Source organism: Methylobacterium sp. J-059 (assembly GCF_022829485.1).
In the GTDB taxonomy this organism is placed as follows: Bacteria; Pseudomonadota; Alphaproteobacteria; order Rhizobiales; family Beijerinckiaceae; genus Methylobacterium.
Window position 1 is genome coordinate 57,119 of record NZ_JAKSYA010000123.1, and the last position, 25,347, is coordinate 82,465.

Annotated in this window: 25 protein-coding genes; 15 read left to right on the forward strand and 10 right to left on the reverse strand. The window is 69.9% G+C overall.

Features of this window, described 5'->3' with window-relative positions; translation table 11 throughout:
• Window position 1: 1 nt before the first annotated feature.
• Window positions 2-472 (forward strand): transcription antitermination factor NusB, encoded by a 471-nt coding sequence (gene nusB, locus MKK55_RS17490; protein ID WP_147859651.1) that lies wholly within the window; start codon window positions 2-4, stop codon window positions 470-472.
• A 7-nt stretch (window positions 473-479) separates the two neighbouring features.
• Window positions 480-1,475, forward strand: coding sequence for a thiamine-phosphate kinase (gene thiL, locus MKK55_RS17495; RefSeq protein WP_243936803.1), 996 nt, complete (start codon window positions 480-482; stop codon window positions 1,473-1,475).
• On the opposite strand, the gene MKK55_RS17500 is transcribed toward thiL, so the two are convergent.
• The gene (locus tag MKK55_RS17500; protein WP_243936805.1) at window positions 1,395-1,871 is read right to left on the reverse strand and encodes a hypothetical protein; all 477 of its coding nucleotides are present in this window, start codon (window positions 1,869-1,871) and stop codon (window positions 1,395-1,397) included. The two genes, thiL and MKK55_RS17500, sit on opposite strands and share 81 nt — an antisense overlap.
• Window positions 1,872-2,149: 278 nt before the next feature.
• On the opposite strand from MKK55_RS17500, the gene MKK55_RS17505 reads away from it, so the two are divergent.
• Complete coding sequence (locus MKK55_RS17505; RefSeq protein WP_147727576.1) at window positions 2,150-4,297, forward strand: sodium-translocating pyrophosphatase; 2,148 nt, start codon at window positions 2,150-2,152, stop codon at window positions 4,295-4,297.
• Window positions 4,298-4,377: 80 nt separating this feature from the next.
• Here MKK55_RS17505 and MKK55_RS17510 read toward each other — a convergent pair whose 3' ends face one another.
• From MKK55_RS17510 to MKK55_RS17525, 4 genes are all read right to left on the reverse strand, one after another.
• A complete protein-coding gene (locus MKK55_RS17510; protein ID WP_243936808.1) occupies window positions 4,378-5,223 on the reverse strand; it encodes a 23S rRNA (adenine(2030)-N(6))-methyltransferase RlmJ in 846 nt (281 codons plus the stop codon).
• A 66-nt stretch (window positions 5,224-5,289) separates the two neighbouring features.
• Entirely contained in the window at window positions 5,290-5,952 is a 663-nt protein-coding gene (locus tag MKK55_RS17515; RefSeq protein ID WP_243936810.1) for a ribonuclease T2, read from the reverse strand.
• Window positions 5,949-6,416, reverse strand: a complete 468-nt coding sequence (locus tag MKK55_RS17520; protein WP_147842583.1) for a hypothetical protein — start codon at window positions 6,414-6,416, stop codon at window positions 5,949-5,951. Before MKK55_RS17520 ends, MKK55_RS17515 begins: the two co-directional genes overlap by 4 nt.
• 138 nt (window positions 6,417-6,554) lie before the next feature.
• Entirely contained in the window at window positions 6,555-7,562 is a 1,008-nt protein-coding gene (locus MKK55_RS17525; RefSeq protein ID WP_243936812.1) for an extensin family protein, read from the reverse strand.
• 208 nt (window positions 7,563-7,770) lie between these two features.
• Here MKK55_RS17525 and MKK55_RS17530 point away from each other — a divergent pair, with 208 nt between their 5' ends.
• The gene (locus MKK55_RS17530) at window positions 7,771-9,006 is read left to right on the forward strand and encodes an amidase (protein ID WP_243936814.1); all 1,236 of its coding nucleotides are present in this window, start codon (window positions 7,771-7,773) and stop codon (window positions 9,004-9,006) included.
• Between the two features lie 15 nt (window positions 9,007-9,021).
• Here MKK55_RS17530 and MKK55_RS17535 read toward each other — a convergent pair whose 3' ends face one another.
• Together MKK55_RS17535 and MKK55_RS17540 are read right to left on the reverse strand one after the other, a co-directional pair.
• Window positions 9,022-10,188, reverse strand: a complete 1,167-nt coding sequence (locus tag MKK55_RS17535; RefSeq protein ID WP_243936816.1) for an AI-2E family transporter — start codon at window positions 10,186-10,188, stop codon at window positions 9,022-9,024.
• 58 nt (window positions 10,189-10,246) lie between these two features.
• Window positions 10,247-10,750, reverse strand: a complete 504-nt coding sequence (locus tag MKK55_RS17540; RefSeq protein ID WP_147859035.1) for a molybdenum cofactor biosynthesis protein MoaE — start codon at window positions 10,748-10,750, stop codon at window positions 10,247-10,249.
• A 143-nt stretch (window positions 10,751-10,893) separates the two neighbouring features.
• Here MKK55_RS17540 and MKK55_RS17545 point away from each other — a divergent pair, with 143 nt between their 5' ends.
• Complete coding sequence (locus tag MKK55_RS17545; RefSeq protein WP_147842266.1) at window positions 10,894-11,913, forward strand: gamma carbonic anhydrase family protein; 1,020 nt, start codon at window positions 10,894-10,896, stop codon at window positions 11,911-11,913.
• Between the two features lie 286 nt (window positions 11,914-12,199).
• Here the strand turns inward: MKK55_RS17545 and MKK55_RS17550 are convergent, their stop codons facing one another.
• Complete coding sequence (locus MKK55_RS17550; protein WP_147725917.1) at window positions 12,200-13,111, reverse strand: amino acid ABC transporter substrate-binding protein; 912 nt, start codon at window positions 13,109-13,111, stop codon at window positions 12,200-12,202.
• 69 nt (window positions 13,112-13,180) lie between these two features.
• Window positions 13,181-14,458: a dicarboxylate/amino acid:cation symporter gene (locus MKK55_RS17555; protein ID WP_147725916.1), complete on the reverse strand. Its 1,278-nt coding sequence runs from the start codon at window positions 14,456-14,458 to the stop codon at window positions 13,181-13,183.
• 348 nt (window positions 14,459-14,806) lie between these two features.
• On the opposite strand from MKK55_RS17555, the gene MKK55_RS17560 reads away from it, so the two are divergent.
• The 10 genes from MKK55_RS17560 to MKK55_RS17605 all read left to right on the forward strand — a co-directional run bounded on the left by MKK55_RS17560 (window position 14,807) and on the right by MKK55_RS17605 (window position 24,148).
• The gene (locus MKK55_RS17560) at window positions 14,807-15,724 is read left to right on the forward strand and encodes a branched-chain amino acid ABC transporter permease (protein WP_147725915.1); all 918 of its coding nucleotides are present in this window, start codon (window positions 14,807-14,809) and stop codon (window positions 15,722-15,724) included.
• Complete coding sequence (gene livM, locus MKK55_RS17565; RefSeq protein ID WP_243936818.1) at window positions 15,724-17,112, forward strand: high-affinity branched-chain amino acid ABC transporter permease LivM; 1,389 nt, start codon at window positions 15,724-15,726, stop codon at window positions 17,110-17,112. The genes MKK55_RS17560 and livM overlap by 1 nt, the downstream gene beginning before the upstream one ends.
• Window positions 17,112-17,990 (forward strand): ABC transporter ATP-binding protein, encoded by an 879-nt coding sequence (locus MKK55_RS17570; RefSeq protein WP_147725913.1) that lies wholly within the window; start codon window positions 17,112-17,114, stop codon window positions 17,988-17,990. The genes livM and MKK55_RS17570 overlap by 1 nt, the downstream gene beginning before the upstream one ends.
• Entirely contained in the window at window positions 17,987-18,790 is an 804-nt protein-coding gene (locus tag MKK55_RS17575; RefSeq protein WP_147725912.1) for an ABC transporter ATP-binding protein, read from the forward strand. The genes MKK55_RS17570 and MKK55_RS17575 overlap by 4 nt, the downstream gene beginning before the upstream one ends.
• Before the next feature lie 4 nt (window positions 18,791-18,794).
• The gene (locus MKK55_RS17580; protein ID WP_147842262.1) at window positions 18,795-19,160 is read left to right on the forward strand and encodes a DUF6867 family protein; all 366 of its coding nucleotides are present in this window, start codon (window positions 18,795-18,797) and stop codon (window positions 19,158-19,160) included.
• Between the two features lie 87 nt (window positions 19,161-19,247).
• Window positions 19,248-20,369: a branched-chain amino acid ABC transporter substrate-binding protein gene (locus MKK55_RS17585; RefSeq protein WP_147842261.1), complete on the forward strand. Its 1,122-nt coding sequence runs from the start codon at window positions 19,248-19,250 to the stop codon at window positions 20,367-20,369.
• A gap of 501 nt (window positions 20,370-20,870) precedes the next feature.
• On the forward strand, window positions 20,871-21,767 hold the full coding sequence (locus tag MKK55_RS17590; protein ID WP_409566083.1) for an amino acid ABC transporter substrate-binding protein: 897 nt from the start codon (window positions 20,871-20,873) through the stop codon (window positions 21,765-21,767).
• Window positions 21,768-21,851: 84 nt separating this feature from the next.
• The gene (locus MKK55_RS17595) at window positions 21,852-22,574 is read left to right on the forward strand and encodes an amino acid ABC transporter permease (RefSeq protein WP_243936822.1); all 723 of its coding nucleotides are present in this window, start codon (window positions 21,852-21,854) and stop codon (window positions 22,572-22,574) included.
• The gene (locus MKK55_RS17600; RefSeq protein WP_147725908.1) at window positions 22,574-23,266 is read left to right on the forward strand and encodes an amino acid ABC transporter permease; all 693 of its coding nucleotides are present in this window, start codon (window positions 22,574-22,576) and stop codon (window positions 23,264-23,266) included. Before MKK55_RS17595 ends, MKK55_RS17600 begins: the two co-directional genes overlap by 1 nt.
• 153 nt (window positions 23,267-23,419) lie before the next feature.
• The gene (locus MKK55_RS17605) at window positions 23,420-24,148 is read left to right on the forward strand and encodes an amino acid ABC transporter ATP-binding protein (protein WP_147725919.1); all 729 of its coding nucleotides are present in this window, start codon (window positions 23,420-23,422) and stop codon (window positions 24,146-24,148) included.
• 48 nt (window positions 24,149-24,196) lie between these two features.
• Here the strand turns inward: MKK55_RS17605 and MKK55_RS17610 are convergent, their stop codons facing one another.
• Window positions 24,197-25,315: an alkene reductase gene (locus tag MKK55_RS17610; protein ID WP_243936824.1), complete on the reverse strand. Its 1,119-nt coding sequence runs from the start codon at window positions 25,313-25,315 to the stop codon at window positions 24,197-24,199.
• Window positions 25,316-25,347 lie beyond the last annotated feature (32 nt).

A 25,347-nucleotide genomic window follows, 5' to 3' on the forward strand; every position in this document is an offset into this window, starting at 1 on the left:
CATGACCAAGATCAATCCGCGCAGCGGCGCCCGGCTCTCCGTGGTGCAGGCGCTCTACGATATGGAGATCTCCGGCAAGGGCGTGCTCGACGCGCTCGCCGAGTTCGAGACCTTCTGGCTCGGCAAGGAGATCGACGGCGTGCTGCACCCGGCGGCCGAGCCGGCCTTCTTCCGCGACCTGCTGCGCGGCGTGGTGGAGGAGCAGCGCGCGATCGATCCGCAGATCGACCAGGCGCTGAGCCAGGGCTGGCCGCTCAAGCGCATCGAGGTGGTGCTGCGCGCCATCCTGCGCGCCGGCACCTACGAGCTGATGTTCCGCCGCGACGTTCCGGCCCGCGCCGCCATCTCGGAATACGTCGACGTCGCCCACAGCTTCTACACCGGCGACGAGCCGGGCATGGTCAACGCCGTCCTCGACAAGGTCGCGCGCCAGACCCGCGCGGCGGAACTGGCCGGCGCCAAGCAGGGGTGAGCGTCCGGTGAGCGCATCGCGCCCGACCGAGGACGCGCTCATCGCGCGCTACTTCGCGCCGCTCGCCGGCCCCGGCGCCGACGGCCTGCGCGACGATGCGGCGAGCCTCGCGCCGAGCCCCGGCCACGACCTCGTGCTCACCGCCGACGCGATCGTCTCCGGCGTCCACTACTTTCCCGACGACCCACCCGGCTCGCTCGCGCGCAAGGCGCTCGGGGTGAACCTCTCCGACATCGCCGCCAAGGGCGCCGCGCCTTGCGGCTTCCTGCTCACGCTGGCTTTGCCGGCGGACTGGACCGAGGCGTGGCTCGCCGCCTTCGCCGAAGGGCTCGGGCAGGCGAGCCGGGCGTCCGGCTGCCCGCTGCTCGGCGGCGACACGGTGCGGTCGGGCGGTCCGGCGCTGATCGGCATCACCGCGATCGGCGAAGTCCCCGCGGGGCGCATCGTGCGCCGTACCACGGCGCGGGTCGGCGACCGGATCTGCGTCAGCGGCACCATCGGCGACGCGGCGCTCGGCCTGCGGATGCGGCTCGAGCCGGATGCCGAATGGGTCCGGGCGCTTGATGGCGCATCGCGCAGCCATCTGGCCGACCGCTACCTGCACCCGCGGCCGCGGCTGGCCCTCGCCGACGCGGTGCTGCGCTTCGCGACCGCGGCGATGGACGTGTCCGACGGGCTCGCCGGCGACCTCGCCAAGATGCTGGCCGGTGCCGGCGCGACGGCGACGATCGACACCGCGACGGTCCCGCTCTCGCAAGCCGCCGCCCGCGTCGTCGATGGGAGGCCCGACCTGCTCGACGTCGCCGTCACCGGCGGCGACGATTACGAGATCCTCTGCACCGTGGCGCCCGACGACCTCGACGCGTTCCGCCAGGCGGCCTCGCTCGCGGGCGTGCCGGTCGCGGTCCTCGGCACCGTCGCCTCAGGCAGCGGACGGCCCGGCTTTCAGGGTGTCGACGGAGCCACGCGCGTTTTCGCGGCGGGCGCGTTCAGCCATTTCTAAGAAGGTCTCGGAGACCGTCCGAACCTGAGGCGCCGCGTCGTGCGGCGAGCCCTCGGGCTCGCGGCCGAGCTGGCGCCGGACGTCGTCGATCAGGGTGGCGGCGATGACCGGCGTCCAATGGGCGAGGTCGGCCCGCTGCACCGCCGTGCCGCCGGGATGCGCATCGTCCCGCTCCGCCGGGGCGGAGAGCGAGCGCTGGAGGACCTGAAGCAGCGCGCCGTGCACGGACGGCGGCTGCATGCTGACGCGTTCCGCCACCAGGAACTGCACCGCGTTCGTCAGCACCTCGATCGTCGCTGCGAGCTTCGCCACCTGATCGCCACTCATCGTCGAGCACCCTTCGTTGATGCAACCGAAGGTAGTGTTCATCATGGTTAACGGCCGGTAAACGTGCATCCCGCCGCGCGTCGCGGAGTCCGGATCGGACCACGCGCAAAACCCGGCCAACGATGAGCGGGCAGGCCGCAAATCAGAATTCAATGCTCATTGCTGCGTTGCAGCAAGATCACGTGTCGAAATACAAAAGTGGCGTTTGCGCTCGACCGCGAAGTTTGGCAATCAAGTCTCGCACTTCTGGGAAGGAATGCCGAATCCGAGCCGTTCGTCCGGGCCCAAGGGCCAAGCTCGACAACACCAAGCCGACGCCAGGCATCACGAGAACAAGGGACGGGTGCATGACCGCTTTGCTGCTGATCATCCTGGGCGGGCTGTGCGCCGTCGCCTACGGCATCGTGACGATCAACGACGTGATGAGACGGGACGCCGGCACGCAGCGCATGCAGGAGATCGCCGCCGCGATCGCCGAGGGCGCGCAGGCCTACCTCAAGCGCCAATACGCCACCATCGGCCTCGTCGGCGTCGTGCTGTTCGCGGCTTTGGCCTTCTTCCTCGGGATCAAGGTCGCCATCGGCTTCCTCATCGGCGCGGTCCTGTCCGGGGCGGCCGGCTTCATCGGCATGAACGTCTCGGTGCGTGCCAACGTGCGCACGGCGCAGGCGGCCTCGACGTCGCTCGGCGGCGGCCTCGAGGTCGCGTTCAAGTCGGGCGCCGTCACCGGCATGCTGGTCGCGGGGCTCGCGCTGCTCGGCGTCGCCTTCTACTACCTCTATCTCACCCGCGGGGCCGGCCTGCCGCCGGCCAGCCGCGAGGTCATCGACGCGCTCGTCGCGCTCGGCTTCGGCGCCTCTTTGATCTCGATCTTCGCCCGCCTCGGCGGCGGCATCTTCACCAAGGGCGCCGACGTCGGCGGCGACCTCGTCGGCAAGGTCGAGGCGGGGATCCCGGAGGATGACCCGCGCAACCCCGCCACCATCGCCGACAACGTCGGCGACAACGTCGGCGATTGCGCCGGCATGGCGGCCGACCTGTTCGAGACCTACGCCGTCACCGTCGTCGCCACGATGGTGCTCGCGGCGATCTTCTTCGGCGGGCAGGTCGACGTCGCGGGCCGCAACGTGCTCGAGGCGATGATGATCTATCCGCTGGCCATCGGCTCGGCCTGCATCCTCACCTCGATCGCCGGCACCTACGCCGTGCGGCTCGGATCGAACCAGTCGATCATGGGGGCGCTGTACAAGGGCCTGATCACCGCGGGCGTGCTCTCGGTCGGGGCCATCGCCGCCGTCAACCTCGCCCTGTTCGGCGGTTTCGCGACGCGCTTCACCACCTCCACCGGCGTCAGCTTCACGTCGGGCGGGCTGCTCGGCTGCGCGGTGATCGGCCTCGCGATCACCGCGCTGATCGTGGTCATCACCGAGTACTACACCGGCACGAACTTCCGCCCGGTGAAGTCGATCGCCGACGCCTCGGTCACCGGGCACGGCACCAACGTGATCCAGGGCCTCGCGGTCTCGCTCGAATCGACCGCGCTTCCGGCCCTCGTGATCGTCGGCGGCATCATCTCCACCTATGCGCTGGCGGGGCTGTTCGGCATCGCCATCGCGGTCACGGCGATGCTGGCGCTCGCCGGCTTCATCGTGGCGCTCGACGCCTTCGGCCCGGTCACCGACAACGCCGGCGGCATCGCCGAGATGGCGGGCCTGCCCTCCGAGGTCCGCAAGTCCACCGACGCCCTCGACGCCGTCGGCAACACCACCAAGGCGGTCACCAAGGGCTACGCGATCGGCTCGGCCGGCCTCGGGGCGCTGGTGCTGTTCGCCGCCTACACCTCGGACCTCGACTACTTCATCGCCAACGCCAGCGACACGCAGTACCGCTTCTTCAAGGGCGTCACGGTGGATTTCTCGCTGTCCAACCCCTACGTCGTCGTCGGCCTGCTGATCGGGGGGCTGATCCCGTTCCTGTTCGCCGGCATGGCGATGACGGCCGTGGGCCGGGCGGCCGGCGCCGTGGTCGAGGAGGTCCGCCGCCAGTTCCGGGAGAAGCCGGGGATCATGGCCGGCACCGACCGGCCGGATTACGGCCGCGCCGTCGACATGCTGACGCGGGCGGCGATCCGCGAGATGATCGTGCCCTCGCTGCTGCCGGTGCTGATGCCGATCGTGCTGTTCTTCGCGATCCAGCTCGTCGCGGGCAAGTCCCAGGCCTTCGCCACGGTCGGCGCGAGCCTGCTCGGCGTGATCCTCACCGGCCTCTACGTGGCGATCTCGATGACCTCGGGCGGCGGCGCCTGGGACAACGCGAAGAAGTACATCGAGGACGGCCATCACGGCGGCAAGGGCTCGGACGCGCACAAGGCGGCCGTCACCGGCGATACCGTCGGCGACCCCTACAAGGACACCGCCGGCCCCGCGGTGAACCCGGCGATCAAGATCACCAACATCATCGCATTGCTGCTGCTGGCGATCCTGGCGCATGCGTGAGGTCGCTGCCGGTCGATCCCATCTTCCTCCTCATCCTGAGGTGTGGTCTGGTCTCGGATGCGGGGCGGATCCGACGGACCTCAAGCAACCGTCCCGATCGCCTCGCAGCGAAACGCGCCGTACGCGCCGCGGGCCAGGCGCTCGGCCAAGGCCGGCATGAACAGCGCGGCTTCCTCCGCCAGGCGCCAGGGCGGGTTGACCACGATCAGGCCGTTGCCGGTGAGCCGCGTGTCGTCGGGCCGGTCGATCATGAGGTCGAGGCGGAGCGCCGGGCGGGTCAGGGCGCCGTCGAGCGCGGCGACCATGCGGTCGACGGCGGCGAGGGTCTTGATCGGGTACCAGGCCAGGAACACGCCGGTCGGCCACTTCGCCACCGCCCTGGCCAGATGGGCGCCGAGCCGGTCGATCTCGCCCGGCACCTCGTAGGGCGGGTCGATCAGGACGAGCCCGCGGCGCTCGGGCGGCGGGATCATCGCGTTGAGGGCGGTCCAGCCGTCGAGGTGCAGCACCTTGGTGCGGGCGTGGCCGTTGAAGCGCTCGCGCAGCACCGCGTGGTCCTCGGGATGCAGCTCGACGAACACGCCCTGGTCCTCGGCTCGCAAGAACTCGCGGATCAGCGCCGGCGAGCCGGGATAGGTGGTGGCGCCGTGGCGCGCCCGGACCGCGGCGACCGCGGCGCGGTAGGGGGCAAGCAGGTCCTCCACGGCCTGCGGAAACGGGTCGTCGAGGCGTCCCCAGCCGTCGACCCACTCGGCGGTGCGCCCGGCTTCGTCCGCGGTGAGGTCGTAGAAGCCGAGGCCCGCATGGGTGTCGATCGCCCGATAGGGCGCCGGCTTGAGGCCGAGATGCGCGAGCACCCGCGTCAGCACAAGGTGCTTGAGCACGTCCGCGAAGTTGCCGGCATGGAAGGCGTGGCGATAGTTCATGACGGACGATCAAGCGGATCCGGCGGCCCGGGTCCAGCCGTCGGACCCCGAATCCGCCGAAAAGGCTCAGCGCGCGGCGCCGACCGTGATCTCGGGCGCGCGGCAATTGCCGCGCGCGACCTCCGGGCAGGCGGCGAACCCGCGCAGGTCCTTGGTGAAGCAGATCCGCACGTCCTGGAGCTGCCCGCGGGCGCAGGACACCGCCATCATGTCCGGCCGCAAGCCGGGGTTCGCGGTCACGAACTGCCGCGCGATCTCGATCGGCGCCAGGCGGCGCTCCGAACCCGAGGTCTTGAGGTCGTCGGGGATGGTCACCGCCAGGCGCGCCGTGCGGGCGGCGTTGAAGTAGGCGGTCGGGTCGAGGCCGGAGCAGGTGCCGTGCTTGCGCCACTCGTAGCGGGCGAGCCCCTTGCTCGGGTAGACCTGGCCGGCGACCTCCATGGCCTGCGGCGTCGGCGAGCGCTGCACGGCCGAGCAGTTCTGCGGGTAGCCGCGGGTGTATTGCGGCCACAGCCCGTGCACGACGAAGCCGAGGCCGCGCCCGGCGGCGCATTGGCGGTCGTCGCGCTGGCCGGCGGTCTCGCAGTAGGTCGGGGACCAGGACAGGGCCAGGACGTAGAAGTCGAAGCCGCCGGGCGTGTCGTTGCCGCGGCCGAAGCCGCCGTAATCCTGCGCCTGCGCGCTTCCGGCGGCCAGCAGGGCCGCCAGGGCGAGGCCGGCACGCGTCACGGGCGCGCCATGCGGCAGGCGGTGGCGTAGGCGTAGCTCAGGTCGCGGTCGAGGCCGTGGACGCAGAGCTCGACGCCCCAGGTCGCGCCGATGATGCCGAGGCTCTCGCGCACGGAGTAGTCGACCTTGCGGCGGACGCCGTCCGAGGTGGTCGCGGTCGCGGTGCAGAATCGACGCGGGATGAAATCGAGGCCCCACGGCCGCCACGCCGTCCGCTCGATCGTGTCGTAGGCTACGATCGTCAGGGACGAGTTCCAGAACTTCGCCTCCTTCTCGGCGAACTGCGTCGAGACCTTCTCCAGCACGCTCGAATCCTGGCAGGCCGGGATGTTGGCGTCGAAGGGGAAGGCGCGCTCCTCGGAAGGCTCGATGTCCTCCCGCGCCGAGCGGGCGAAGGCCGGCTGCAGGCAGCCGGCGAGGATGAGGCCGACGCCCAAAGCGACGGAGACGGCGTTCGAGCGCATGGCGGGTGCTTTCCGCGTGTTGTCCTGCATCCGGGGACGATGGCCCGGGGCACGCTCAAGTCAAGCCGGACGACCCGTCCGGCCACGCTTTCGCGGGCCGGTGGCGCACGGGAGGCACACCCGCCGGCCGGGTGACGCTCAGTAGATCGGCCCCGACGCCAGCCCGGGCGCGGCGAGCGAGAGCGGCTCCTCGGAACCGCCACCCACGTCCTCCTCCGGCAAGGCCGCCGCGACGCGGGGCGCGGGACGTGACGGAAGCGGGCGCGGCGCCGGGGCCGAGGCGTAGGCCGAGGGCGCCGCCGGCCGGGCGGGCGCGCGGGCGACCTGAGTCGGGCTGGCGGCCCGGGACATCGGCGTCGCGCCGTAGGGATCGTCCTCCTCGATATCCACCGGGGCCTGCGGCGGCGCCGGCTGGCGCTCGGGCGGGCGGGGGCGGGACATCGGCCGCGGGCTGTCCGAGCCGAGCTGCGGCGTGAACTTGATCAGCGGCTGGCAGATCCGCTTCAGCCCGCGCGGGTCGTGGCGCGCCAGGTCGACGTGGATGTGGTCGTAGTGGAACACGTTGGAGCCGGGCGCCAGCACGGTGGTGAAGCGCTGGCAGGCCCCGATGAAGACCTCGCGCAGGAAGCCCTGCTCGGCCTCCGTGCCGCGCCAGCCGCCCTTGACGGTGATGACGTAGCCGTCGGCGAGCTTGAACGACATCACGTCGATGGCGTTGCCGAAGGAATGCTCGGACAGCTTCGCGCCGACCTGGTTGTTGCGCCCGCGGCAGGCGTAGGAGCCGGCGTTGATCTCGGCGACCGGCTGGCCGAAATACAGGTTCGCCGCCGGCTGGATCGTGTCGGCGAGCCAGGCTTCGGCTTCAGCGAGCGCCGGGCAGCCGAGCGTCATGCGCTGCTTCAGGACCACGGCGCCGCCGCCGAGCCGCGTCACCCGGAACGGCTGCGTCATGCCGCAGGGGCCGGGCCCGTCGATCTCCTTGGACGGGACGACGAACTCGGTCGGCTCGACGAGCTTCTTGGCCAGGCACACCTGCTCCGCCTGGTCGCGCCAGGCGTCGCGGCGCTCAAACTTGTTGATCGCACAGCCGGTGAGCCCCGCGCCGAACAGCGCAAGGGCGGAGAATGCGAGAACGCTACGCCACATGACGCGGAGAATGATCACGGACGCGTAAACGCGATGCTAACGCTGCCGCCGTCGCGGCGGGGCCTTGCGCATGCTACGCCCCGGGCACCGCCGGCCGGGCCTTCGCGCATCCGCGCACGAAACCTGCACCGGCGCCCGCGGCGGTCGTCGTCGGACCCGCCCCGGAACCGGTGGCCTTCGCGAAGGGCCCTCAAGTCAAGGACGCGTGATGCTTTCGTTGGTCGACCTGCGCCGCCGCATCGAAGCCGGCACCCTCACGCCGGAGGGCGCGATCCGCCTGTCGCAGGAGGCGATCCTCGCGCGCGATCCGGTGGTGCGCGCCACCGTCGTCACCGATCCCGCGCCCGCCGTCACCGATGCCGGGCCGCTCGCCGGGATCGCGGTGGGCGTCAAGGACATCATCGACACCGCCGCGATGCCGACGCAGATGGGCTCGCCGATCTACGACGGCTGGCGCCCGAAGGCCGACGCCGCCATCGTCATGCGGCTCAAGGCGCTGGGCGCGGTGGCGCTGGCCAAGACCACGACCTCGCCCTTCGCCAGCGTCGATCCGACCGAGACCACGAACCCGCACGATTCGAACCACACGCCCGGCGGCTCCTCGGCGGGCTCCGCCGCCGCGGTCGGGGCCGGGATGCTGCCGCTGGCCCTCGGCACCCAGACCGGCGGCTCGGTGATCCGGCCGGCGAGCTTCTGCGGCTGCGCCGCGATCAAGCCGTCGTTCCGGCTGCTGCCAACGGTGGGCGTGAAGACGTTCTCGTGGGCGCTCGACACGCTCGGCCTGTTCGGGGCCGGCATCGGCGACGTCGCCCACGCGCTGGCGCTGATCGCCGGCCGTCCGGCGATCGACCTCGGCGGCACCGCGCCCGGCACGCCGCGGGTCATGGTCGTGACGCAGGACTACGCCGAAGCCCCGGCGCCCGAGGCGCAAGGAGCGCTCGACCGTGCGCGGCAGGCGGCCGAGCGCGCGGGCGCGCTGGTGCGCGACTTCGCGCTGCCGGCGGAGTTCGCCGCGGCGTTCGAGAGCCACGGGACGATCCAGGATTTCGAGGCGCGCCAGGCGCTGGCCTGGGAATACGCCCACCATCGCGACGCCCTGAGCCCGCGGCTCGGTCCGCAGCTCGACGCCGCGCAGGGGCTCGACGCGGCCGCCTACGACGACGCCCGCCGCAAGGCGCACCGGGCGCGGCGCCTGCTGAAGACGCTGTTCTCGGATTTCGACGCGATCCTGACCTATTCGGCCCCCGGCTTCGCGCCGCGGACGCTGGCCTCGACGGGCGACGCCCGCTTCAACCGCCTGTGGACGCTGATGGGCGTGCCCTGCGTGAACGTGCCGGTGCCAGGGGACGGACTACCCGTCGGCGTGCAGGTGATCGCCCGGTTCGGCGACGACGGGCGGGCCCTCGCCGTCGCCGCGATGATCGAGGGCGCCCTGGAACGGTAGGGCGCCCACAGCGCGTCAGACGGTGGCGTCCTCGCCGAGCGTGTCCTCGACGTAGAGCTGCTCCAGCAGCACCTTGATCACCGCCATCATCGGCAGGGCCAGCGCGATGCCCCACAGGCCGAAGATCACGCCGAGCACGAGCTGCCCGGCGAAGATCGTCGCCGGCGGGATGTCGAGGGCACGCTTCTGGATGAACGGCGTCAGCCCGTAGCTCTCCAGGCACTGCACCAGCAGGTAGACGCCGAGCGCGCCGAGCAGCGCGTTCACCCCCGAGGCGAGGCTCGCCAGCAGGATGATCACGCCGGCGACGAGCGGACCCACCGTCGGCACGAAGGCCAGCAGGCCGGCCTGGAGCCCGAGAATCAGCGAGCCGCCGATGCCGAGGAAGGCGAGGCCGCCCCAGATGCACAGGAAGATCACCGTCATCGTGATGAGCTGGCCGAACAGCCAATGCCGCAGGGTCTCGCCGGCCCCGTCGAGCACCTTCGACCAGCGATCGCGCTTCCTGGGCGGGATGAAGCGCAGCACCCCGTCGCGGTAGCTCGCCGGATCGGCGGCGAAGGACAGGCCGAGGAAGACGATCACCAGCACGTTGCCGAGCGCGCTGAACAGCCCGATGATCACCGCCGCCGCCGGGCCCAGAACGTTGCCTGCATCCGACAGGAGCGAGCCCGGGCTCTTGATCGCGCTCGAGGCGAGGCCGCCGAGGCCTTCCGGCTTCTTGGCGTCGGCCTTGGGCGCGGGCTTCTCGTCCTTGCCCTTGCCGTCCGGGCCGCCGACGGAGTCGAGGATCGGCAGGTCGATGCCGTAGGACGACAGCCACGACGTGAGCGTGCCCGCCTGACTCTTGATCGTCTGGCCGAGGTCGCGCCCCTGCTGCACCACGGTCGCGCCGCCGAAGCCGATCAGGCCGATGGCCGCCGCCGCGACCGCGAGGCTGGCGATCGTCAGCCGCAGGCCGCGGGGCAGGGGGAGGACGTGGCCGAGGCCACGGGTCAGCCCGTCGAGGAAGACGCCGAGGAGCACCCCGGCGAAGACCAGGAACAGCGTCGCCACCGACATCCAGGCCAGCGCCAGCAGCGCCACGTACGACACCACCGCGATGCCGGATGCGGCGAGCGGCAGCGTCCCTCGCCAGGGGCCGACGGGCCCGGCGAACGCTTCGGTCTTGGGTTCGGCCATGTCGTCCTTCGAAACTGGTGCGGCGTCGGCGCTCACGAGCGCCCCCGCGCCGCCCGGGTCAACCCTCGGGCGCCGCCTCGGCACCGAGGATCGCGGCCCAGCGCGCGGCGGCCGCGTCGTCCGCCTCCGCCGCCTCGACCCAACCGCCGGTGGTCCCGTCGACGAGATGCTCGCGCTTCCAGAACGGGGCGCGCGTCTTGAGGTAGTCCATCAGGAAGCTCGCCGCCTCGAAGGCCGCGACGCGGTGGCTCGATGCGGTGAGCACCAGCACGATGCCCGCGCCCGGCGCGACGCGGCCGTAGCGATGGATCACCCGGACCGCCTGGAGCGGCCAGCGCGCTTCGGCCGCCGCTGCCACGCGCCCGATCTCGGCTTCGGCCATGCCGGGATAATGCTCGAGTTCCAGCGCCGTCAGCCGGCCGCCCTCGTCGCGGCACAGGCCGGTAAAGGTGACGACCGCGCCGGCGCGACCGGCGAGCCGCGCGTTCAGCGCGTCGATCTCGGCGGCGACGTCGAAGGGCTCGGCTTGGATGCTGACGGAGGGCAGGGAAGCAGCGGGCATCGGTCTCTCATCGCGGCGACGCGGGTGACGGCGGCGTGACGACGAAACACGCTTGCGCCTGACTCGGCCACCGCCTGCGCCTATATGGCATATCGGCCCGCTCCCCGCGGGGGGGCGGCCGATCCGCGCCGAAGGACGAAGACGTGACGCCTGAACTGATCCTGCCCTACGATGGCGTCCTGCCGGAATTCGCGAGCCGCCCCGTCTGGTGCGGGCGCGGCAGCACGGCGATCGGCGCCGTCCGCCTCGGCAGCCAGGCCTGGATCGGTGACGACGGCGTGATCCGCGCCGACGGGCAGCCGGTGACGCTCGGCGACCGGTTCTGGCTCGGCCACCGCTCCACCGTCCACATCGCGACCTTCACCCACGGCACCCGCGTCGGCGACCGGGTCACGGTCGGGCGCAACAGCGTGGTTCATGCCTGCACGGTCGGGTCCGACGTGGTGATCGAGGACGACGTGGTGATCCTCGACGGGGCGAGCGTCGGCGACGGCGTCGTGATCGAGGCCGGCGCGACGGTGTTTCCGCGCGCCCAGCTCGCCGGCGGCTTCGTCTACGCCGGCAGCCCGGCCAAGCCGCAGCGCCCGATCGATCGGGCCGAGATCGACGAGCGCGCCGAGCGCCTGCGCGAGGCCGCGGGCGATCCGGCCGCGGTCGCCGCCGGCGACCCGCCCGAGGTCGACGAGACGGTCTACGTCGCCAGCACGGCCCGCATCCGCGGCCGCGTCGGGCTCGGCGCCGGATCGAGCGTGCTGTTCTCGTGCGACCTCCATGCCGAGGTCGGGCCGATCGTGGTCGGCGCCGACACCAACATCCAGGACAACACGGTGATCCGCACCCGAGGGGAGGGCGTCGTCATCGGCCGCGACACCACGATCGGCCACAACGTCCGCATCGGCGACAGCCGCATCGGCGCCCGCTCGCTGATCGGCATCGGCGCGACGGTCGCGCCCGGCACGGTGATCGCCGACGACGTCATGCTCGCCGCAGGGGCCACCACCGATCCCGGCCAGCTGCTCGAGGGCGGCTATCTCTGGGGCGGCCGCCCGGCCCGCATTCTCGGCCCGCTCGATGCCGACAAGCGCGCGATGATGGTGCGCATCGTCGAGGGCTACTGCGAGCACGGGCGCGAGTACCGCAAGGCCGAGGCCGGGCAGGGGTGAGCTTGCGTCGCGCCGGGACGTGCGTCGTCGGACAAGGCAGGGCTCCGCTTGGATCCACCACGCTCCGTCATCTCGGGGCTGCGTAGCGGAACGCGGCATCCAGAGCCGCCGAGGGCGCAAGCTGAAGCACGACCTACGGTTCAGGATCCCGGGCTCGCCTGCGACGCCCCGGGATGACGGGGCGTGGTTGAGAACGACGTTCTATAGTAAGCCCTGCCTATCGCCGGGCCGGCCTATCGGTCATCGGCTAGGGGCAATTGCGGCAACCAACCCCCAGCGACCGACCTCAATCCTCCAGCCCGATCAGCTGGAAGCTGGTGTGCAGGTCGTTGGACATCGGCACGTTCAGCCGCTCGCCGTTCGGCAGGCGCTTGAGGAACCAGCGCTCGTAGGTCCAGCGCAGCTCGCGGCTTTCGGCCAGCCGCGCGAAGGTGGCGGCGACGGCGCCCGCCAGCTCAGGGTCGTCCTTGCGGAACATGATGCCGTAGGGCTCGAACGACAGCTTGTCCGGCAGCACCGTGTACTTCGCGCCATCGGCGGAATCGTTGGCGATCAGGCCGTAGAGCAGGATGTCGTCGGTGGCGAAGGCGTCGGCGCGGCCGTCCTTGACCATGGCGTAGGATTCCGCGTGGTCCTTTCCGCTCAGGATCTCGGCCTGCAGCTTGAGCTTGGCGAGGATGTCGCGGACGGCGGCCTCGTTGGTGGTGCCGGCGGTGACCACGACCTTCTTGCCGCCGAGGTCGCGATAGGACGCGATCGGCGAGGCCCGGGCCACGAGGAGCTTCGTCGCGCTGATGAAGGTCACCGGCGAGAACGCGACCGTGCGGCGGCGCTCGGCGTTGGCGGTGGTGGAGCCGCATTCGAGATCGACCTTGCCGCCGGACACCGCCGCGAACCGCGTCTCGGAGGTCACCGGCTCGTAGCGCACCTTCAGGTCGGTGCGTCCGGTCTCGCGGCCGATCTCGTCGACGATCTCGCCGCAGAGGTCGATCGCGTAGCCGATCGGGCGCGGGCTGCCGTCGGCCTGCTTGCCCTCGACGAAGGAGAACGGGACCGAGCTGGTGCGATAGCCGATCACCACCTCGCCCTTCGCGGCGATGGTCTTCAGGGAGCCGGTGAGAACGTCGACCGCGCCCGCAGGCCCCGCGATCGCCAGCAGCCCCGCCGCCAACGCCGCCGTCACCGTGCCTGACGCCATCGCGAAACTCCTGATCCGGGCAGCGGGAAGGGATCGGGACCGGCGGCCGGTCCCGGATCGGACGACCGCCTACTCGGCCGCCGCCACGGCGCCGACGTGGTCGAGGCGCTGGTCGCTCGTCGAGAGCTGCCCCTCCCACTTGGCGACGGCCACGGTGGCGATGCTGTTGCCGAGCACGTTGGTGGCCGAGCGGCCCATGTCGAGGAACTGGTCGATGCCGATGATCAGCAGCAGCCCGGCTTCGGGGATGTTGAACTGCGTCAGCGTCGCCGAGATCACCACGAGCGAGGCGCGCGGCACGCCGGCCATGCCCTTCGAGGTCACCATCAGCAGGAACAGCATCGTCAGCTGCTGACCCCAGGTGAGGGGGATGTTGTAAGCCTGCGCGATGAACATCACCGCGAAGGTGCAGTACATCATCGAGCCGTCGAGGTTGAACGAGTAGCCCATCGGCAGCACGAACGAGGTGATGCGGTTGGGCACGCCGAACTGCTCGAGGTTGGTCAGCATCTTCGGGTAGGCCGCCTCGCTCGACGCGGTCGAGAAGGCGAGCACGAACGGCTCCTTGATCAGGTTGAACAGCCGCTTGATCCCGGCTCCGCCGAGCAGCAGGAAGCCGACGCCCATGAGCGCGCCCCAGAGCACGCCCAGCCCGATGTAGAATTCGACCAGGAACTTGCCGTAGGTCACCAGCACGCCGATGCCCTGCGTGGTGATCGTCGCCGCGATCGCCGCGAACACCGCGACGGGGGCGAACAGCATCACGTAGCCGGTGACCTTGAGCATCACGTCGGCGAGGCCCTCGATGCCCTTGGCCAGGAACGCGCCCTTCTCGCCGAGCGCGGCGAGCGCCACGCCGAAGAAGATCGAGAACACGACGATCTGCAGGATCTCGTTGTTGGCCATCGCCTCGACTGCGCTCTTGGGCACGAGGTGGGTGACGAACTCCTTCAGCGACAGCGAGGCCGCCTTGAGGCCGGTGCCGGCGCCGACGTCGGGCAGCGGCAGGTTCAGGTTGTGGCCGGGCTGCATGATGTTGACGAGCACGAGGCCGAGCATCAGCGAGCAGAACGAGGCGCCGACGAACCACAGCAGCGCCTTGCCGCCAACGCGGCCGACGCTGGCGGTGTCGCCGAGATGGGCGATGCCGACGACGAGCGTCGAGAACACGAGCGGGGCGATGATCATCTTGATCAGCCGCAGGAAGATGTCGCTGATCAGCGCGATGTAGCCGGCGATCTCCTTGGAGGTCTGCGGGTCCGGCCAGGTGATGCTGCACAGGTATCCGACGACGATGCCGAGCAGCATCCCGACGAAGATCAAGGTGGTCAGCCGCGAACCTGTCATCGGGAACTCCTGGGCGAAAGCGAGCCGGCACGAGACTTCGCGTTAACGAATGTGAAGCAGGAAGCGCGCCATGCGCAAGCGGCCAGGACGGTTTAATCCGTGGGTCCGCGACTTTTGTTTTCCGCGGGGATTGGATTTTCCGGCGTGGCGTTTTCGTCGCGCCGAGGGCTATGCTCCGGCACGGGCGCGGCCGGTTGCGGTTGAGGGGCGTCGCACGGTGTGGCGGCGGCGCCGCTCGTGCGGTACGGGACTTGCGCGTCCGGGATCTGCCGGTTCGGGACTTGCCCTGCCCGGCCTTGCCCCATACGCCATGCGCCGCCGGCCGCGGGCGAGAGAGACGGACACGCGATGGATGTCTTCGTACAGCAGTTGATCAACGGGCTGACGCTCGGGTCGATCTACGGCCTGATCGCGATCGGCTACACGATGGTGTTCGGCATCATCGGCATGGTCAACTTCGCGCACGGCGACGTCTTCATGGTGTCGAGCTTCATCGCGCTGATCGGCTTCCTGATCCTCACCGCCTGGCTCGGCGTCGCCTCGATCGCCCTGGCCTTCCTGATCGTGCTCGTCGTCTCGATGGTGCTGACCGCGCTCTGGGGCTGGGCGATCGAGCGGGTCGCCTACCGGCCGTTGCGCGGGTCGTTCCGGCTGGCGCCGCTGATCTCGGCGATCGGGGTCTCGATCTTCCTCTCGAACTTCGTCCAGGTGACGCAGGGCGCGCGCAACAAGCCGCTGCCGCCGATGCTCTCGGGCGGGATCACCCTGTTCGAGACCGACGGGTTCCAGGTGTTCCTGTCCTACAAGCAGTGCCTGATCATGGCGGTGACCGCGGTGCTGCTCACCGGCTTCTGGTACCTCGTCCAGCGCACGCCCTTCGGCCGGGCGCAGCGCGCCTGCGAGCAGGACCGCAAGATGGCGGCGCTGCTGGGCATCGACGTCGACCGCACGATCTCGCTGACCTTCGTGCTCGGCGCCGCGCTCGCGGCCGTCGCGGGCGTGCTCTACCTGATGTATTACGGCGTGGTCTCCTTCTCCGACGGCTTCGTGCCCGGCGTGAAGGCCTTCACTGCCGCGGTGCTGGGCGGCATCGGCTCGCTGCCGGGCGCGGTGCTGGGCGGCCTGATCATCGGGCTGATCGAGACGTTCTGGTCGGCCTATTTCTCGATCGAGTACAAGGACGTGGCCGCGTTCTCGATTCTCGCCGTGGTGCTCATCTTCATGCCGTCGGGGATTCTCGGCCGCGCCGAGGTCGAGAAGGTCTGATGGCCGCTGCCACCCGCGGGGCCGACGGCCTCACCGGCATCCTGAAGGATGCCGCCATCTACGCGCTCGGAGCCTTCGCGCTCTGCGTGCCCGTGGTCAGCTTCCGGACCGATGCCGGCCCCACCGGCGGGCTCGAGCTGACGCCGCGCTGGGTTCTCGTCGCCGGGCTCTGCGCCGCGATCTTCCTGGCCCGCCTCGCGCAGCGATTGGTCCTGATGCGCCGCGACGCCCGCCGCGCGCTCAGGCCGTCGCGGTCCCAGGCGACGGAAGCCGTCGCCGGCATGCCGAATGCCGGGCAGCGGGTCTCGATGCTGGCCCTGTGGCTGTTCATCGGCGTGGCGCTGACGCTGCCCGTCGTCGCCGCGCTCGCGAGCGGCAGCCTCGGGGAGGGACGCTACTGGATCGACCTCGGCATCCTGATCCTCACCTACGTGATGCTCGGCTGGGGCCTCAACATCGTCGTCGGCCTCGCCGGCCTGCTCGATCTCGGCTACGTCGCCTTCTACGCGGTCGGCGCCTACTCCTACGCGCTGCTCTCCACCACCTTCGGCCTGTCGTTCTGGATCTGCCTGCCGCTCGCGGGCCTGTTCGCCGCCCTGTGGGGCATGCTGCTCGGCTTCCCCGTGCTGCGCCTGCGCGGCGACTACCTCGCCATCGTGACGCTGGCCTTCGGCGAGATCATCCGCCTCGTCCTGATCAACTGGGTCGACGTCACCGGTGGCGGCGCCGGCATCTCGTCGATCCCGCGCGCGACCTTCTTCGGCATCCCCTTCACCGCGGGCGAGGACGGGTTCGCCGCCCGCTTCGGGCTGACCTTCGACTCGATGCACCGGGTCGTGTTCCTGTACTACCTCATCCTCGCGCTCGCCCTAATTACCAACGTCGTGACGCTGCGGCTGCGGCGGCTGCCGATCGGCCGCGCTTGGGAGGCCCTGCGCGAGGACGAGATCGCCTGCCGCTCGCTCGGCATCAACACCACCACGACGAAGCTGACGGCCTTCGCCCTCGGCGCTGCCTTCGGCGGTTTCGCCGGCTCGTTCTTCGCCGTGCGCCAGGGGTTCATCTCCCCGGAGAGCTTCAACTTCCTAGAGAGTGCGATCATCCTGGCGATCGTGGTGCTCGGCGGCATGGGCAGCCAGGTCGGCGTCGCCATCGCCGCGGTGGCGATGGTCGGCGGCCCCGAGATGCTGCGAGACCTCGGCTTCCTGAAGTCCATCTTCGGCCAGGGCTTCGACCCGAACGAGTACCGCCTGCTGCTGTTCGGCCTCGCCATGGTGGCGATGATGGTCTGGCGCCCGCGCGGGCTGATCTCGGAGCGAACGCCCTCGGTGGCGCTGGGCGAGCGCCGCGCGATCTCGGGCGCGCATGTCAGCGAGGGCCACGGCTGATGACCGAGCCGACCACCCGCGCCGACGCCGTGCTGACCGTCGACCACCTGACCATGCGCTTCGGCGGGCTGACAGCCGTCGGCGACCTGTCGTTCCAGGCCCATCGCGGTGACATCACCGCGCTGATCGGGCCGAACGGCGCCGGCAAGACCACCGTCTTCAACTGCATCACCGGCTTCTACAAGCCGACCGAGGGGATGCTGACGCTCGCCCATGCCGACGGCTCGAAGCATCTGCTGGAGCGCCTGCCGAACCATGCCGTGAACCGGATCGGCCGGGTCGCGCGCACCTTCCAGAACATCCGCCTGTTCCAGGGGATGACGGTGCTGGAGAACCTTCTCGTCGCCCAGCACGCGCCGCTGATGCGGGCGTCGGGCATGACCGTGCTCGGGCTGCTCGGCCTGCCGGTCTACCGCCGGGCCGAGGCCGCGGCGATCGAGCGGGCGAAGGAGTGGCTCGTCCGCATCGGCCTGATCGAGCGGGCCGATGACCCCGCCGGCGACCTGCCCTACGGCGCCCAACGCCGGCTCGAGATCGCCCGCGCGATGTGCACCGAGCCGGTGCTGCTCTGCCTCGACGAGCCGGCCGCCGGCCTCAACCCGCGCGAATCGGGCGAGCTCAACGCGCTGCTGCGCCACATCCGCGACGCGCACGACACCTCCGTGCTGCTGATCGAGCACGACATGTCCGTGGTGATGGAGATCTCCGACCACGTCGTCGTGCTCGATTACGGCGTGAAGATCGCTGACGGCACCCCCGGCGAGGTCCGGGCCGACCCGCGCGTCATCGCCGCCTATCTCGGCGTCGAGGACGAGGAGGTCGAGGCCGTCGAGGCGGAGGTCGGCCTCACCGTCACCCATCTGGAGGTCGAGGCTTGAGCGTCGCCGGGATCAACGTGCTCGTGGAGGAGACCCGGGCGCTCGCGGCGGGGAAGGCTCCGGCCAAGACCCTGCTCGCGGTGCGCGGCGTCTCGACCTACTACGGCAGCGTCGCGGCTTTGCGCGGCGTCGATCTCGACGTCACCGAGGGCGAGATCGTCACGCTGATCGGCGCCAACGGCGCCGGCAAGTCGACCCTGATGATGACGATCTTCGGGGCGCCGCAGGCGCGCGAAGGCACCATCACCTACGACGGGCGCGACATCACCCGCCTGCCGACCCACGAGATCGCGCGGCTCGCGATCGCGCAGTCGCCGGAGGGCCGCCGGGTCTTCCCGCGCATGAGCGTGCACGAGAACCTGCAGATGGGCGCCGCGCTCCACGACGGGCGGTACTTCGCCCAGGACCTGGAGCGCGTCTGCGCCCTGTTCCCCCGCCTGAAGGAGCGCCTGACCCAGCGCGCCGGCACCATGTCCGGCGGCGAGCAGCAGATGCTGGCCATCGCCCGCGCGCTGATGAGCCGGCCGCGCCTCCTGCTGCTCGACGAGCCCTCGCTCGGACTCGCGCCGCTGGTGGTGAAGGGCATCTTCGACGCGGTGCGCGACCTCAATCGGCGCGACGGCATGACGATCTTCCTCGTGGAGCAGAACGCCTACCACGCGCTGAAGCTGGCGCATCGCGGCTACGTGCTGGTCAACGGGCGCATCACCATGAGCGGCACCGGCCGGGCGCTGCTCGCCGACCCCGCGATCAAGGCCGCCTATCTCGAGGGCGGCCACGGCGCCCCGGTGGAGGTCTGACGCGATGCAGGGCCTGATCTACGAAGAGGAGTCGATCGGCCTCTTCCTCCTCGTCACCGTCGCGATGGGCGGCTGGGCCGGGTGGATGGCCGCCCGCGGCCTGGCCAAGGCATGGCGCCCGTTCTGGCAGATCGTGCCGGCGCTCCTCGCGGTGGCGGCGGCGGTGCGATTCATCCACTTCGCGCTATTCGGCGGCACGCTTTTGTCAGCCCAATACTATGCGGTCGACGCCATCGTCGTCATGATCGTCGGCGCGGCGGGCTACCGCTGGACGCGGACGCGGCAGATGACGACCCAGTATCGCTGGCTCTACGAGCGGACTTCGCCGCTGACGTGGCGGACACGCGAGCCGGCGGCCGGCGGGCCGTGATCTCAATCGGCGCGCGCGCGTGCCGAGCGCACGATTCTTGCCCGGCGCCGACGGTCCGAATTCAGGTCACAACCAAGGGGATTTGAGATGAGAGCGTTACTACTGGCGGGCCTCGGGCTCGGTGCCATGCTCGCGGCGGCCCAGGCGGCCGAGGTCAAGCTCGGCATCGCCGCGCCGATCACCGGCAACAGCGCCGCGATCGGCACGCAGCTCAAGAACGGCGCCACCCAGGCCGTCGAGGACCTGAACAAGTCCGGGGCGGTGAAGGGCACGACGTTCTCGGTCCTCGTCGGCGACGACGCGTCCGATCCGAAGCAGGGCGTCTCGGTCGCCAACAAGTTCGCCTCCGACGGCGTGAAGGTGGTGGTCGGCGACTACAATTCCGGCGTCTCGATCCCGGCCTCCGACGTCTACCAGGACGCCGGCATCATCCAGGTCACGCCGGCCTCGACGGCGGTGAAGTTCACCGAGCGCGGCCTCTGGAACGTGTTCCGCACCTGCGGCCGCGACGACCAGCAGGGCGCGGTCGCGGGCGAGTATCTCGCCACGCACTTCAAGGGCAAGAAGATCGCCTTCGTCCACGACAAGACCCCCTACGGCAAGGGTCTCGCCGACGAGACCCTGAAGGCGCTGAAGGCCAAGGGCGGCAAGGACGCGATCTACGAGGGCATCAACCCGGGCGAGAAGGACTATTCGGCGCTCGTGTCGAAGCTGAAATCCGCCAAGATCGACGTGGTCTACTTCGGCGGCTACTACACCGAAGCCGGCCTGATCCTGCGCCAGATGAGCGACCAGGGCCTGAAGGCGCCGCTGATGGGCGGCGACGGCCTCGTCGACAAGGAGCTGGTGGCGATCGCCGGGCCGGCGGCGGAGGGCACGCTGACGACGTTCCCGCCGGACGCGCGCAAGAACCCCAACGCCAAGGACGCGCTCGCCGGCTTCAAGGCGAAGGGCATCGATCCGGAAGGCTACACCCTCTACTCGTACGCCGCGGTCCAGGTGCTGGCCAAGGCCATGTCCGAGACCGGGTCGACCGACGGCAAGAAGCTCGCGGACTGGCTGCACCAGGGCAAGCCGGTCGACACCGTCGTCGGCCCGATCGCCTACGACAAGAAGGGCGACATCACGAAGCCCGACTACGTGATGTACCAGTGGAAGAAGAACGCGGCCGGCAACATCGATTACGCCGGCAACGAGCTGACCAAGTAGCGCGTCCTCGCGTCGCCGCGTCCGAGCCGTCCCGCACCACGCGGGGCGGCTCTTTCATGCCCACGCGGCGAGACAGATTGGCGGTTTTCCAGGCATAATTGTCGCCGAACCCCGGATTCCCGGTGCGCCCGCTCACGAAACGTGCACACTGCACCCTGCATGGGCGAAATTGCCCGGCTCCGAGGTTCGGATCGACAACCGGGTGGAACCTGTGAACGCCGACGCGCGACGGCCTCGCTCCATGCGGGCAGACCGCTTACGGACGAAGACCGAAATCGGTCCCGGTCCCGCGACAGTGCGGGACGACCCGGTCCCGATGCTCGCGAGAGTTGTCCCCGCCATATCGGCCAAGCTTGCTTCGCCCGCCCCCGTTCCGGCACCATCATTGCAGAGGCACGGCCAGCGCCGGCCGCTTTCTGCGCGTCCGCCACACGCCGCCATGTTCGTGCGGCTCGTTTCGGGAGTTTCGTTTTGACGCAATCCAAGTTCGATCGTCGCGGGATCGTGGCCGCCCTCGCGCTCGGCGCGGCCGTGGTCTCCGCCGGCGCGCAGGCCCAGGAGCTGACCGGCACGCTGAAGAAGGTGAAGGACACCAACGCCCTCACCATCGGCTACCGTGATTCCTCGGTTCCGTTCTCCTACCTCGACGGCGACCAGAAGCCGGTCGGCTACGCGATGGACATCTGCCTCAAGATCGCCGAGGCGGTGAAGAAGGAGCTCAAGCTCCCGGGCATGGAGGTGAAGCTCAACCCGGTCACCTCCGCGACCCGCATCCCGCTGATCGCCAACGGCACGATCGATCTCGAGTGCGGCTCGACGACGAACAACGCCGACCGCCAGAAGCAGGCGGCATTCACCAACACCCACTTCCTGACGGCGACGCGCTACGTCTCGAAGAAGGACGCCAAGCTGCACACGATCGACGACCTCAAGGGCAAGACCGTGGTCTCGACCTCGGGCACGACGAACATCAAGCAGATCAACGAGGCCAACACCGCCAAGAGCATGGGCCTGACGATCCTGCCCGCCAAGGACCACGCCGAGGCGTTCCTGATGGTCGAGACCGGCCGTGCCGTCGCCTTCGTGATGGACGACGTGCTGCTCGCCTCGCTGGTTGCCGGCTCCAAGACCCCCGACGCCTACGAGATCTCGACGGAAGCCCTGTCGAAGCCCGAGCCCTACGGCATCATGCTGCGCAAGGACGACGCGCCGTTCAAGGCGGTGGCGGATGCCGCGACGAAGGCTTTGTACGAGAGCCCCGAGGGCAAGGCGCTCTACAGCAAGTGGTTCGAGAAGCCGATCCCGCCGCGCAACATCAACCTCAAGCTTCCGATGAGCGAGACGATGGCCAAGCAGTTCAAGAGCCCGAGCGACAGCGCCGACCCGGCCGCCTACTGAGCCTGAGCCGGCGGATCCCGGGCGGCGCTGCCGCCCGGGATCCGCGCCACGGATCGAACGAACGAGAACGGTGAAGCGCGGGCGATGAACTACAACTGGAACTGGAGCATCTTCTTCGAACAATCGCCCGAAGGCACCGGCACCTACGCCGACATGCTGCTCTCGGGCCTGGTCTGGACGATCGCGACCGCGCTCTGCTCCTGGATCATCGCCTTCTTCCTCGGCTCGCTGATCGGCGTGATGCGGACGCTGCCCTCCAAGGGCGCCAATGCCGTCGGCACGGCCTATGTCGAGCTGTTCCGCAACATCCCGCTGCTGGTGCAGATGTTCCTGTGGTACTTCGTGCTTCCGGAGGTGCTGCCGCAGGCGTGGGGCAACGCGCTGAAGCAGCTGCCGAACGCCCCGTTCTACACCGGCGTCGTCTGCCTCGGGTTCTTCACCGCCTCCCGCGTCGCCGAGCAGGTCCGCGCCGGCATCCAGTCGCTGCCCCGGGGCCAGCGCCTCGCCGGCACGGCGATGGGCTTCACGGTCTACCAGACCTATCGCTACGTGCTGCTGCCGAACGCCTACCGGATCATCCTGCCGCCGATGACCTCGGAGTTCCTGAACAACCTCAAGAACACCTCCGTCGCCCTCACCATCGGCCTGCTCGAGCTGACGGCCCGCGCGCGCTCGATGCAGGAATTCTCGTTCCAGGTGTTCGAAGCGTTCACGGCGGCGACCATCCTGTACGTCCTCATCAACCTCGTCGTCATCCTGCTCGCGTCCCTCCTGGAGCGCAGCGTGGCGGTTCCCGGGCAGCGCTGATGTTCTCGAACTTCGATTTCGGCGTCGTCTTCGGATCGCTGCCCTACCTCTTCGGTCAGGGCATGGTCTTCACCGTCACCCTGACCGCGCTCGCCGCCGGCATGGGCGTCATCCTCGGGACCCTGCTGGCGATGGCGCGCCTTTCGGGCGTGCCCGGCCTCAAGCATGTGGCCAAGGTCTATGTCGAGCTGATGCGCTCCCTGCCGCTCGTGCTGGTGATCTTCTGGTTCTACTTTCTGGTCCCCTATATCGGCGCCTACCTCACCGGCGCCTCGCGCCCGATCCAGGTCGGCGCCTTCTCCTCAGCGCTCATCACCTTCACGCTGTTCGAGGCGGCGTACTTCTCCGAGATCATGCGCGCCGGCATCCAGTCGATCCCGAAGGGGCAGACCGGGGCGGCCTACGCGCTGGGCATGACCTACGCGCAGACGATGATCACCGTCGTGCTGCCGCAGGCCTTCCGCAACATGCTGCCGCTGCTGCTGACGCAGACGATCGTGCTCTTCCAGGACACCTCGCTGGTCTACGTGCTGTCGCTGACCGACTTCCTGGGGGCGGCCTCGAAGGTGGCCCAGCGCGACGGGCGCCTGGTCGAGATGTACCTGTTCGCCGCGGTCGTCTACTTCGCCGTGTGCTTCTCGGCCTCGTTCCTGGTGCGCCGGCTGCAGCGCCGCGTCGCCATCATCCGCTGATCGCCGTACAAGGACCGCGTTATGACCTCGACGCCGATGCCGGCCCCCACCGCCAAGACCCCCGTCGCTCCCGGCTCCGTCGCGCCGACGGATGCCGGCCTGCAGTCCGGCCCGCTGTCGAGCCCGCCGCCGAAGCTCGCGACCGGCGCGCCGATGATCGCCATCGACAACGTCAGCAAGTGGTACGGCGACTTTCAGGTGCTGACGAACTGCACCACGCAGGTCGCCAAGGGCGAGGTCGTGGTGGTCTGCGGCCCCTCGGGCTCGGGCAAGTCGACCCTGATCAAGTGCGTCAACGCTCTGGAGCCGATCCAGAAGGGCCAGATCACGGTCAACGACACCAAGGTCGTCGACAAGGCCACCGACCTGCCGAAGCTCCGCTCCCGCGTGGGGATGGTGTTCCAGCACTTTGAGCTGTTTCCGCACCTCTCGATCACCGAGAATCTCACCGTCGCGCAGCGCAAGGTGCTGAAGCGCCCGGCCGAGGAGGCGAAGAAGAAGGGGCTCGACCTGCTCGCCCGCGTCGGCCTGTCGGCGCACGCCAACAAGTATCCCGGTCAGCTCTCCGGCGGTCAGCAGCAGCGCGTGGCGATCGCCCGCGCGCTGGCGATGAACCCGGTGGTGATGCTGTTCGACGAGCCGACCTCGGCACTCGACCCCGAGATGGTCGGCGAGGTGCTCGACGTGATGGTCGAGCTTGCCAAGGAGGGCATGACCATGATGGTGGTGACCCACGAGATGGGCTTTGCCCGCAAGGTCGCCGACCGGGTCATCTTCATGGATCGCGGCGAGATCGTCGAGGACGCCCGCAAGGACGACTTTTTCGGCCAGCCGCGCAGCGAGCGCGCGCAGCAGTTCCTGTCGAAGATCCTGCAGCACTGATCCTCGCGCGCGGCCTGACGCGCCCCGTGAGCGCGCCGGGTCCGAGCGTCAGCGCTTGATCGCCACCGGCCCGTTCATGCCGGGCCAATCCGAGTAGCCGTTGGCACCGCCGCCGTACCAGTACGGCTTCGGCGCCTCGGCGAGAGGGGCGCCGGACGCCAGCCGTCCCACGAGGTCGGGATTGGCGATGTAGGGCCGGCCGAAGCTGAACAGGTCGGCGTGCCCATCCGCGAGCTCCTTCTCGGCCAGCTCCAGCGTGTACTGGTTGTTGCCGACATAGGCCCCTGAGAAGCGCTTCCGCAGGTCGAGGAAGTCGACGCTGTCGGGCACGTCGCGGGTCTGCTGGGTCACGCCCTCGATGGTGTGGATGTAGAGCAGGCCGAACTGCGACAGCGCATCGACGTAGGCGCCGAAGGTCGCGTGCGGATCGCTGTCGAGGGGCGTCTTGCCGGGCTCGGTCGTCGCCGGGGAGAGGCGGATGCCGACGCGGTGACCGCCGCCCCAGACGTCCGTGACCGCCTTCACCACCGCGAGCGGAAACCGCAGCCGGTTCTCGATCGATCCGCCATACGCGTCGGTGCGCGTGTTCGTCGAATCGCGGACGAACTGCTCGAGCAGATAGTTGTTGGCCGAGTGGATCTCGACGCCGTCGAACCCGGCGCGCTTCGCGTTCTCGGCGGCGCGCCGGTAATCCTCGACGATTCCCGGGATCTCGTCGGCCTCCAGGGCGCGCGGCGTCACGTGCGCCTTCATGCCCTCCTCGGTGAAGGCGGTGCCCTCCGGCCGGATCGCCGAGGCCGAGACCGGCGGCCGATGTTCCGGTTGCAGGTCGGGATGCGAGATCCGACCTGTGTGCCAGAGCTGCAGGAAGATGCGGCCGCCGTTGGCGTGCACCGTGCCGACGATCCGGCGCCAGGCCTCGACCTGCGCCTCCGACCAGATCCCCGGCGTGTAGGCGTAGCCGACGGCCTGCGGCGAGATGTTGGTCGCCTCCGAGATGATCAGCCCCGCGGTGGCGCGCTGGCCGTAATAATCGGCGGCGAAATCCGGCGGCACGCCGTCGGTCGAGGAACGGCTCCGGGTCAGCGGCGCCATCACGATGCGGTTGCTGAGGGTGAGGTCGCCGAGGGTGTAGGGCTGCAGCACGGGGCTGTCGGAGCGGGGCATGCCGGGTCCTTTGTCGCAGGCGGTCGCGCGGC

Bases quoted from the DNA above. Each gene is read 5' to 3' on its own strand.
- nusB (WP_147859651.1), top strand. From the start codon at position 2: ATGACCAAGATCAATCCGCGCAGCGGCGCCCGGCTCTCCGTGGTGCAG.
- MKK55_RS17500 (WP_243936805.1), bottom strand. From the start codon at position 1,871: ATGCACGTTTACCGGCCGTTAACCATGATGAACACTACCTTCGGTTGC.
- MKK55_RS17505 (WP_147727576.1), top strand. From the start codon at position 2,150: ATGACCGCTTTGCTGCTGATCATCCTGGGCGGGCTGTGCGCCGTCGCC.
- MKK55_RS17510 (WP_243936808.1), bottom strand. From the start codon at position 5,223: ATGAACTATCGCCACGCCTTCCATGCCGGCAACTTCGCGGACGTGCTC.
- MKK55_RS17520 (WP_147842583.1), bottom strand. From the start codon at position 6,416: ATGCGCTCGAACGCCGTCTCCGTCGCTTTGGGCGTCGGCCTCATCCTC.
- MKK55_RS17525 (WP_243936812.1), bottom strand. From the start codon at position 7,562: ATGTGGCGTAGCGTTCTCGCATTCTCCGCCCTTGCGCTGTTCGGCGCG.
- MKK55_RS17530 (WP_243936814.1), top strand. From the start codon at position 7,771: ATGCTTTCGTTGGTCGACCTGCGCCGCCGCATCGAAGCCGGCACCCTC.
- MKK55_RS17535 (WP_243936816.1), bottom strand. From the start codon at position 10,188: ATGGCCGAACCCAAGACCGAAGCGTTCGCCGGGCCCGTCGGCCCCTGG.
- MKK55_RS17540 (WP_147859035.1), bottom strand. From the start codon at position 10,750: ATGCCCGCTGCTTCCCTGCCCTCCGTCAGCATCCAAGCCGAGCCCTTC.
- MKK55_RS17550 (WP_147725917.1), bottom strand. From the start codon at position 13,111: ATGGCGTCAGGCACGGTGACGGCGGCGTTGGCGGCGGGGCTGCTGGCG.
- MKK55_RS17555 (WP_147725916.1), bottom strand. From the start codon at position 14,458: ATGACAGGTTCGCGGCTGACCACCTTGATCTTCGTCGGGATGCTGCTC.
- MKK55_RS17560 (WP_147725915.1), top strand. From the start codon at position 14,807: ATGGATGTCTTCGTACAGCAGTTGATCAACGGGCTGACGCTCGGGTCG.
- livM (WP_243936818.1), top strand. From the start codon at position 15,724: ATGGCCGCTGCCACCCGCGGGGCCGACGGCCTCACCGGCATCCTGAAG.
- MKK55_RS17570 (WP_147725913.1), top strand. From the start codon at position 17,112: ATGACCGAGCCGACCACCCGCGCCGACGCCGTGCTGACCGTCGACCAC.
- MKK55_RS17580 (WP_147842262.1), top strand. From the start codon at position 18,795: ATGCAGGGCCTGATCTACGAAGAGGAGTCGATCGGCCTCTTCCTCCTC.
- MKK55_RS17585 (WP_147842261.1), top strand. From the start codon at position 19,248: ATGAGAGCGTTACTACTGGCGGGCCTCGGGCTCGGTGCCATGCTCGCG.
- MKK55_RS17595 (WP_243936822.1), top strand. From the start codon at position 21,852: ATGAACTACAACTGGAACTGGAGCATCTTCTTCGAACAATCGCCCGAA.
- MKK55_RS17600 (WP_147725908.1), top strand. From the start codon at position 22,574: ATGTTCTCGAACTTCGATTTCGGCGTCGTCTTCGGATCGCTGCCCTAC.
- MKK55_RS17605 (WP_147725919.1), top strand. From the start codon at position 23,420: ATGATCGCCATCGACAACGTCAGCAAGTGGTACGGCGACTTTCAGGTG.
- MKK55_RS17610 (WP_243936824.1), bottom strand. From the start codon at position 25,315: ATGCCCCGCTCCGACAGCCCCGTGCTGCAGCCCTACACCCTCGGCGAC.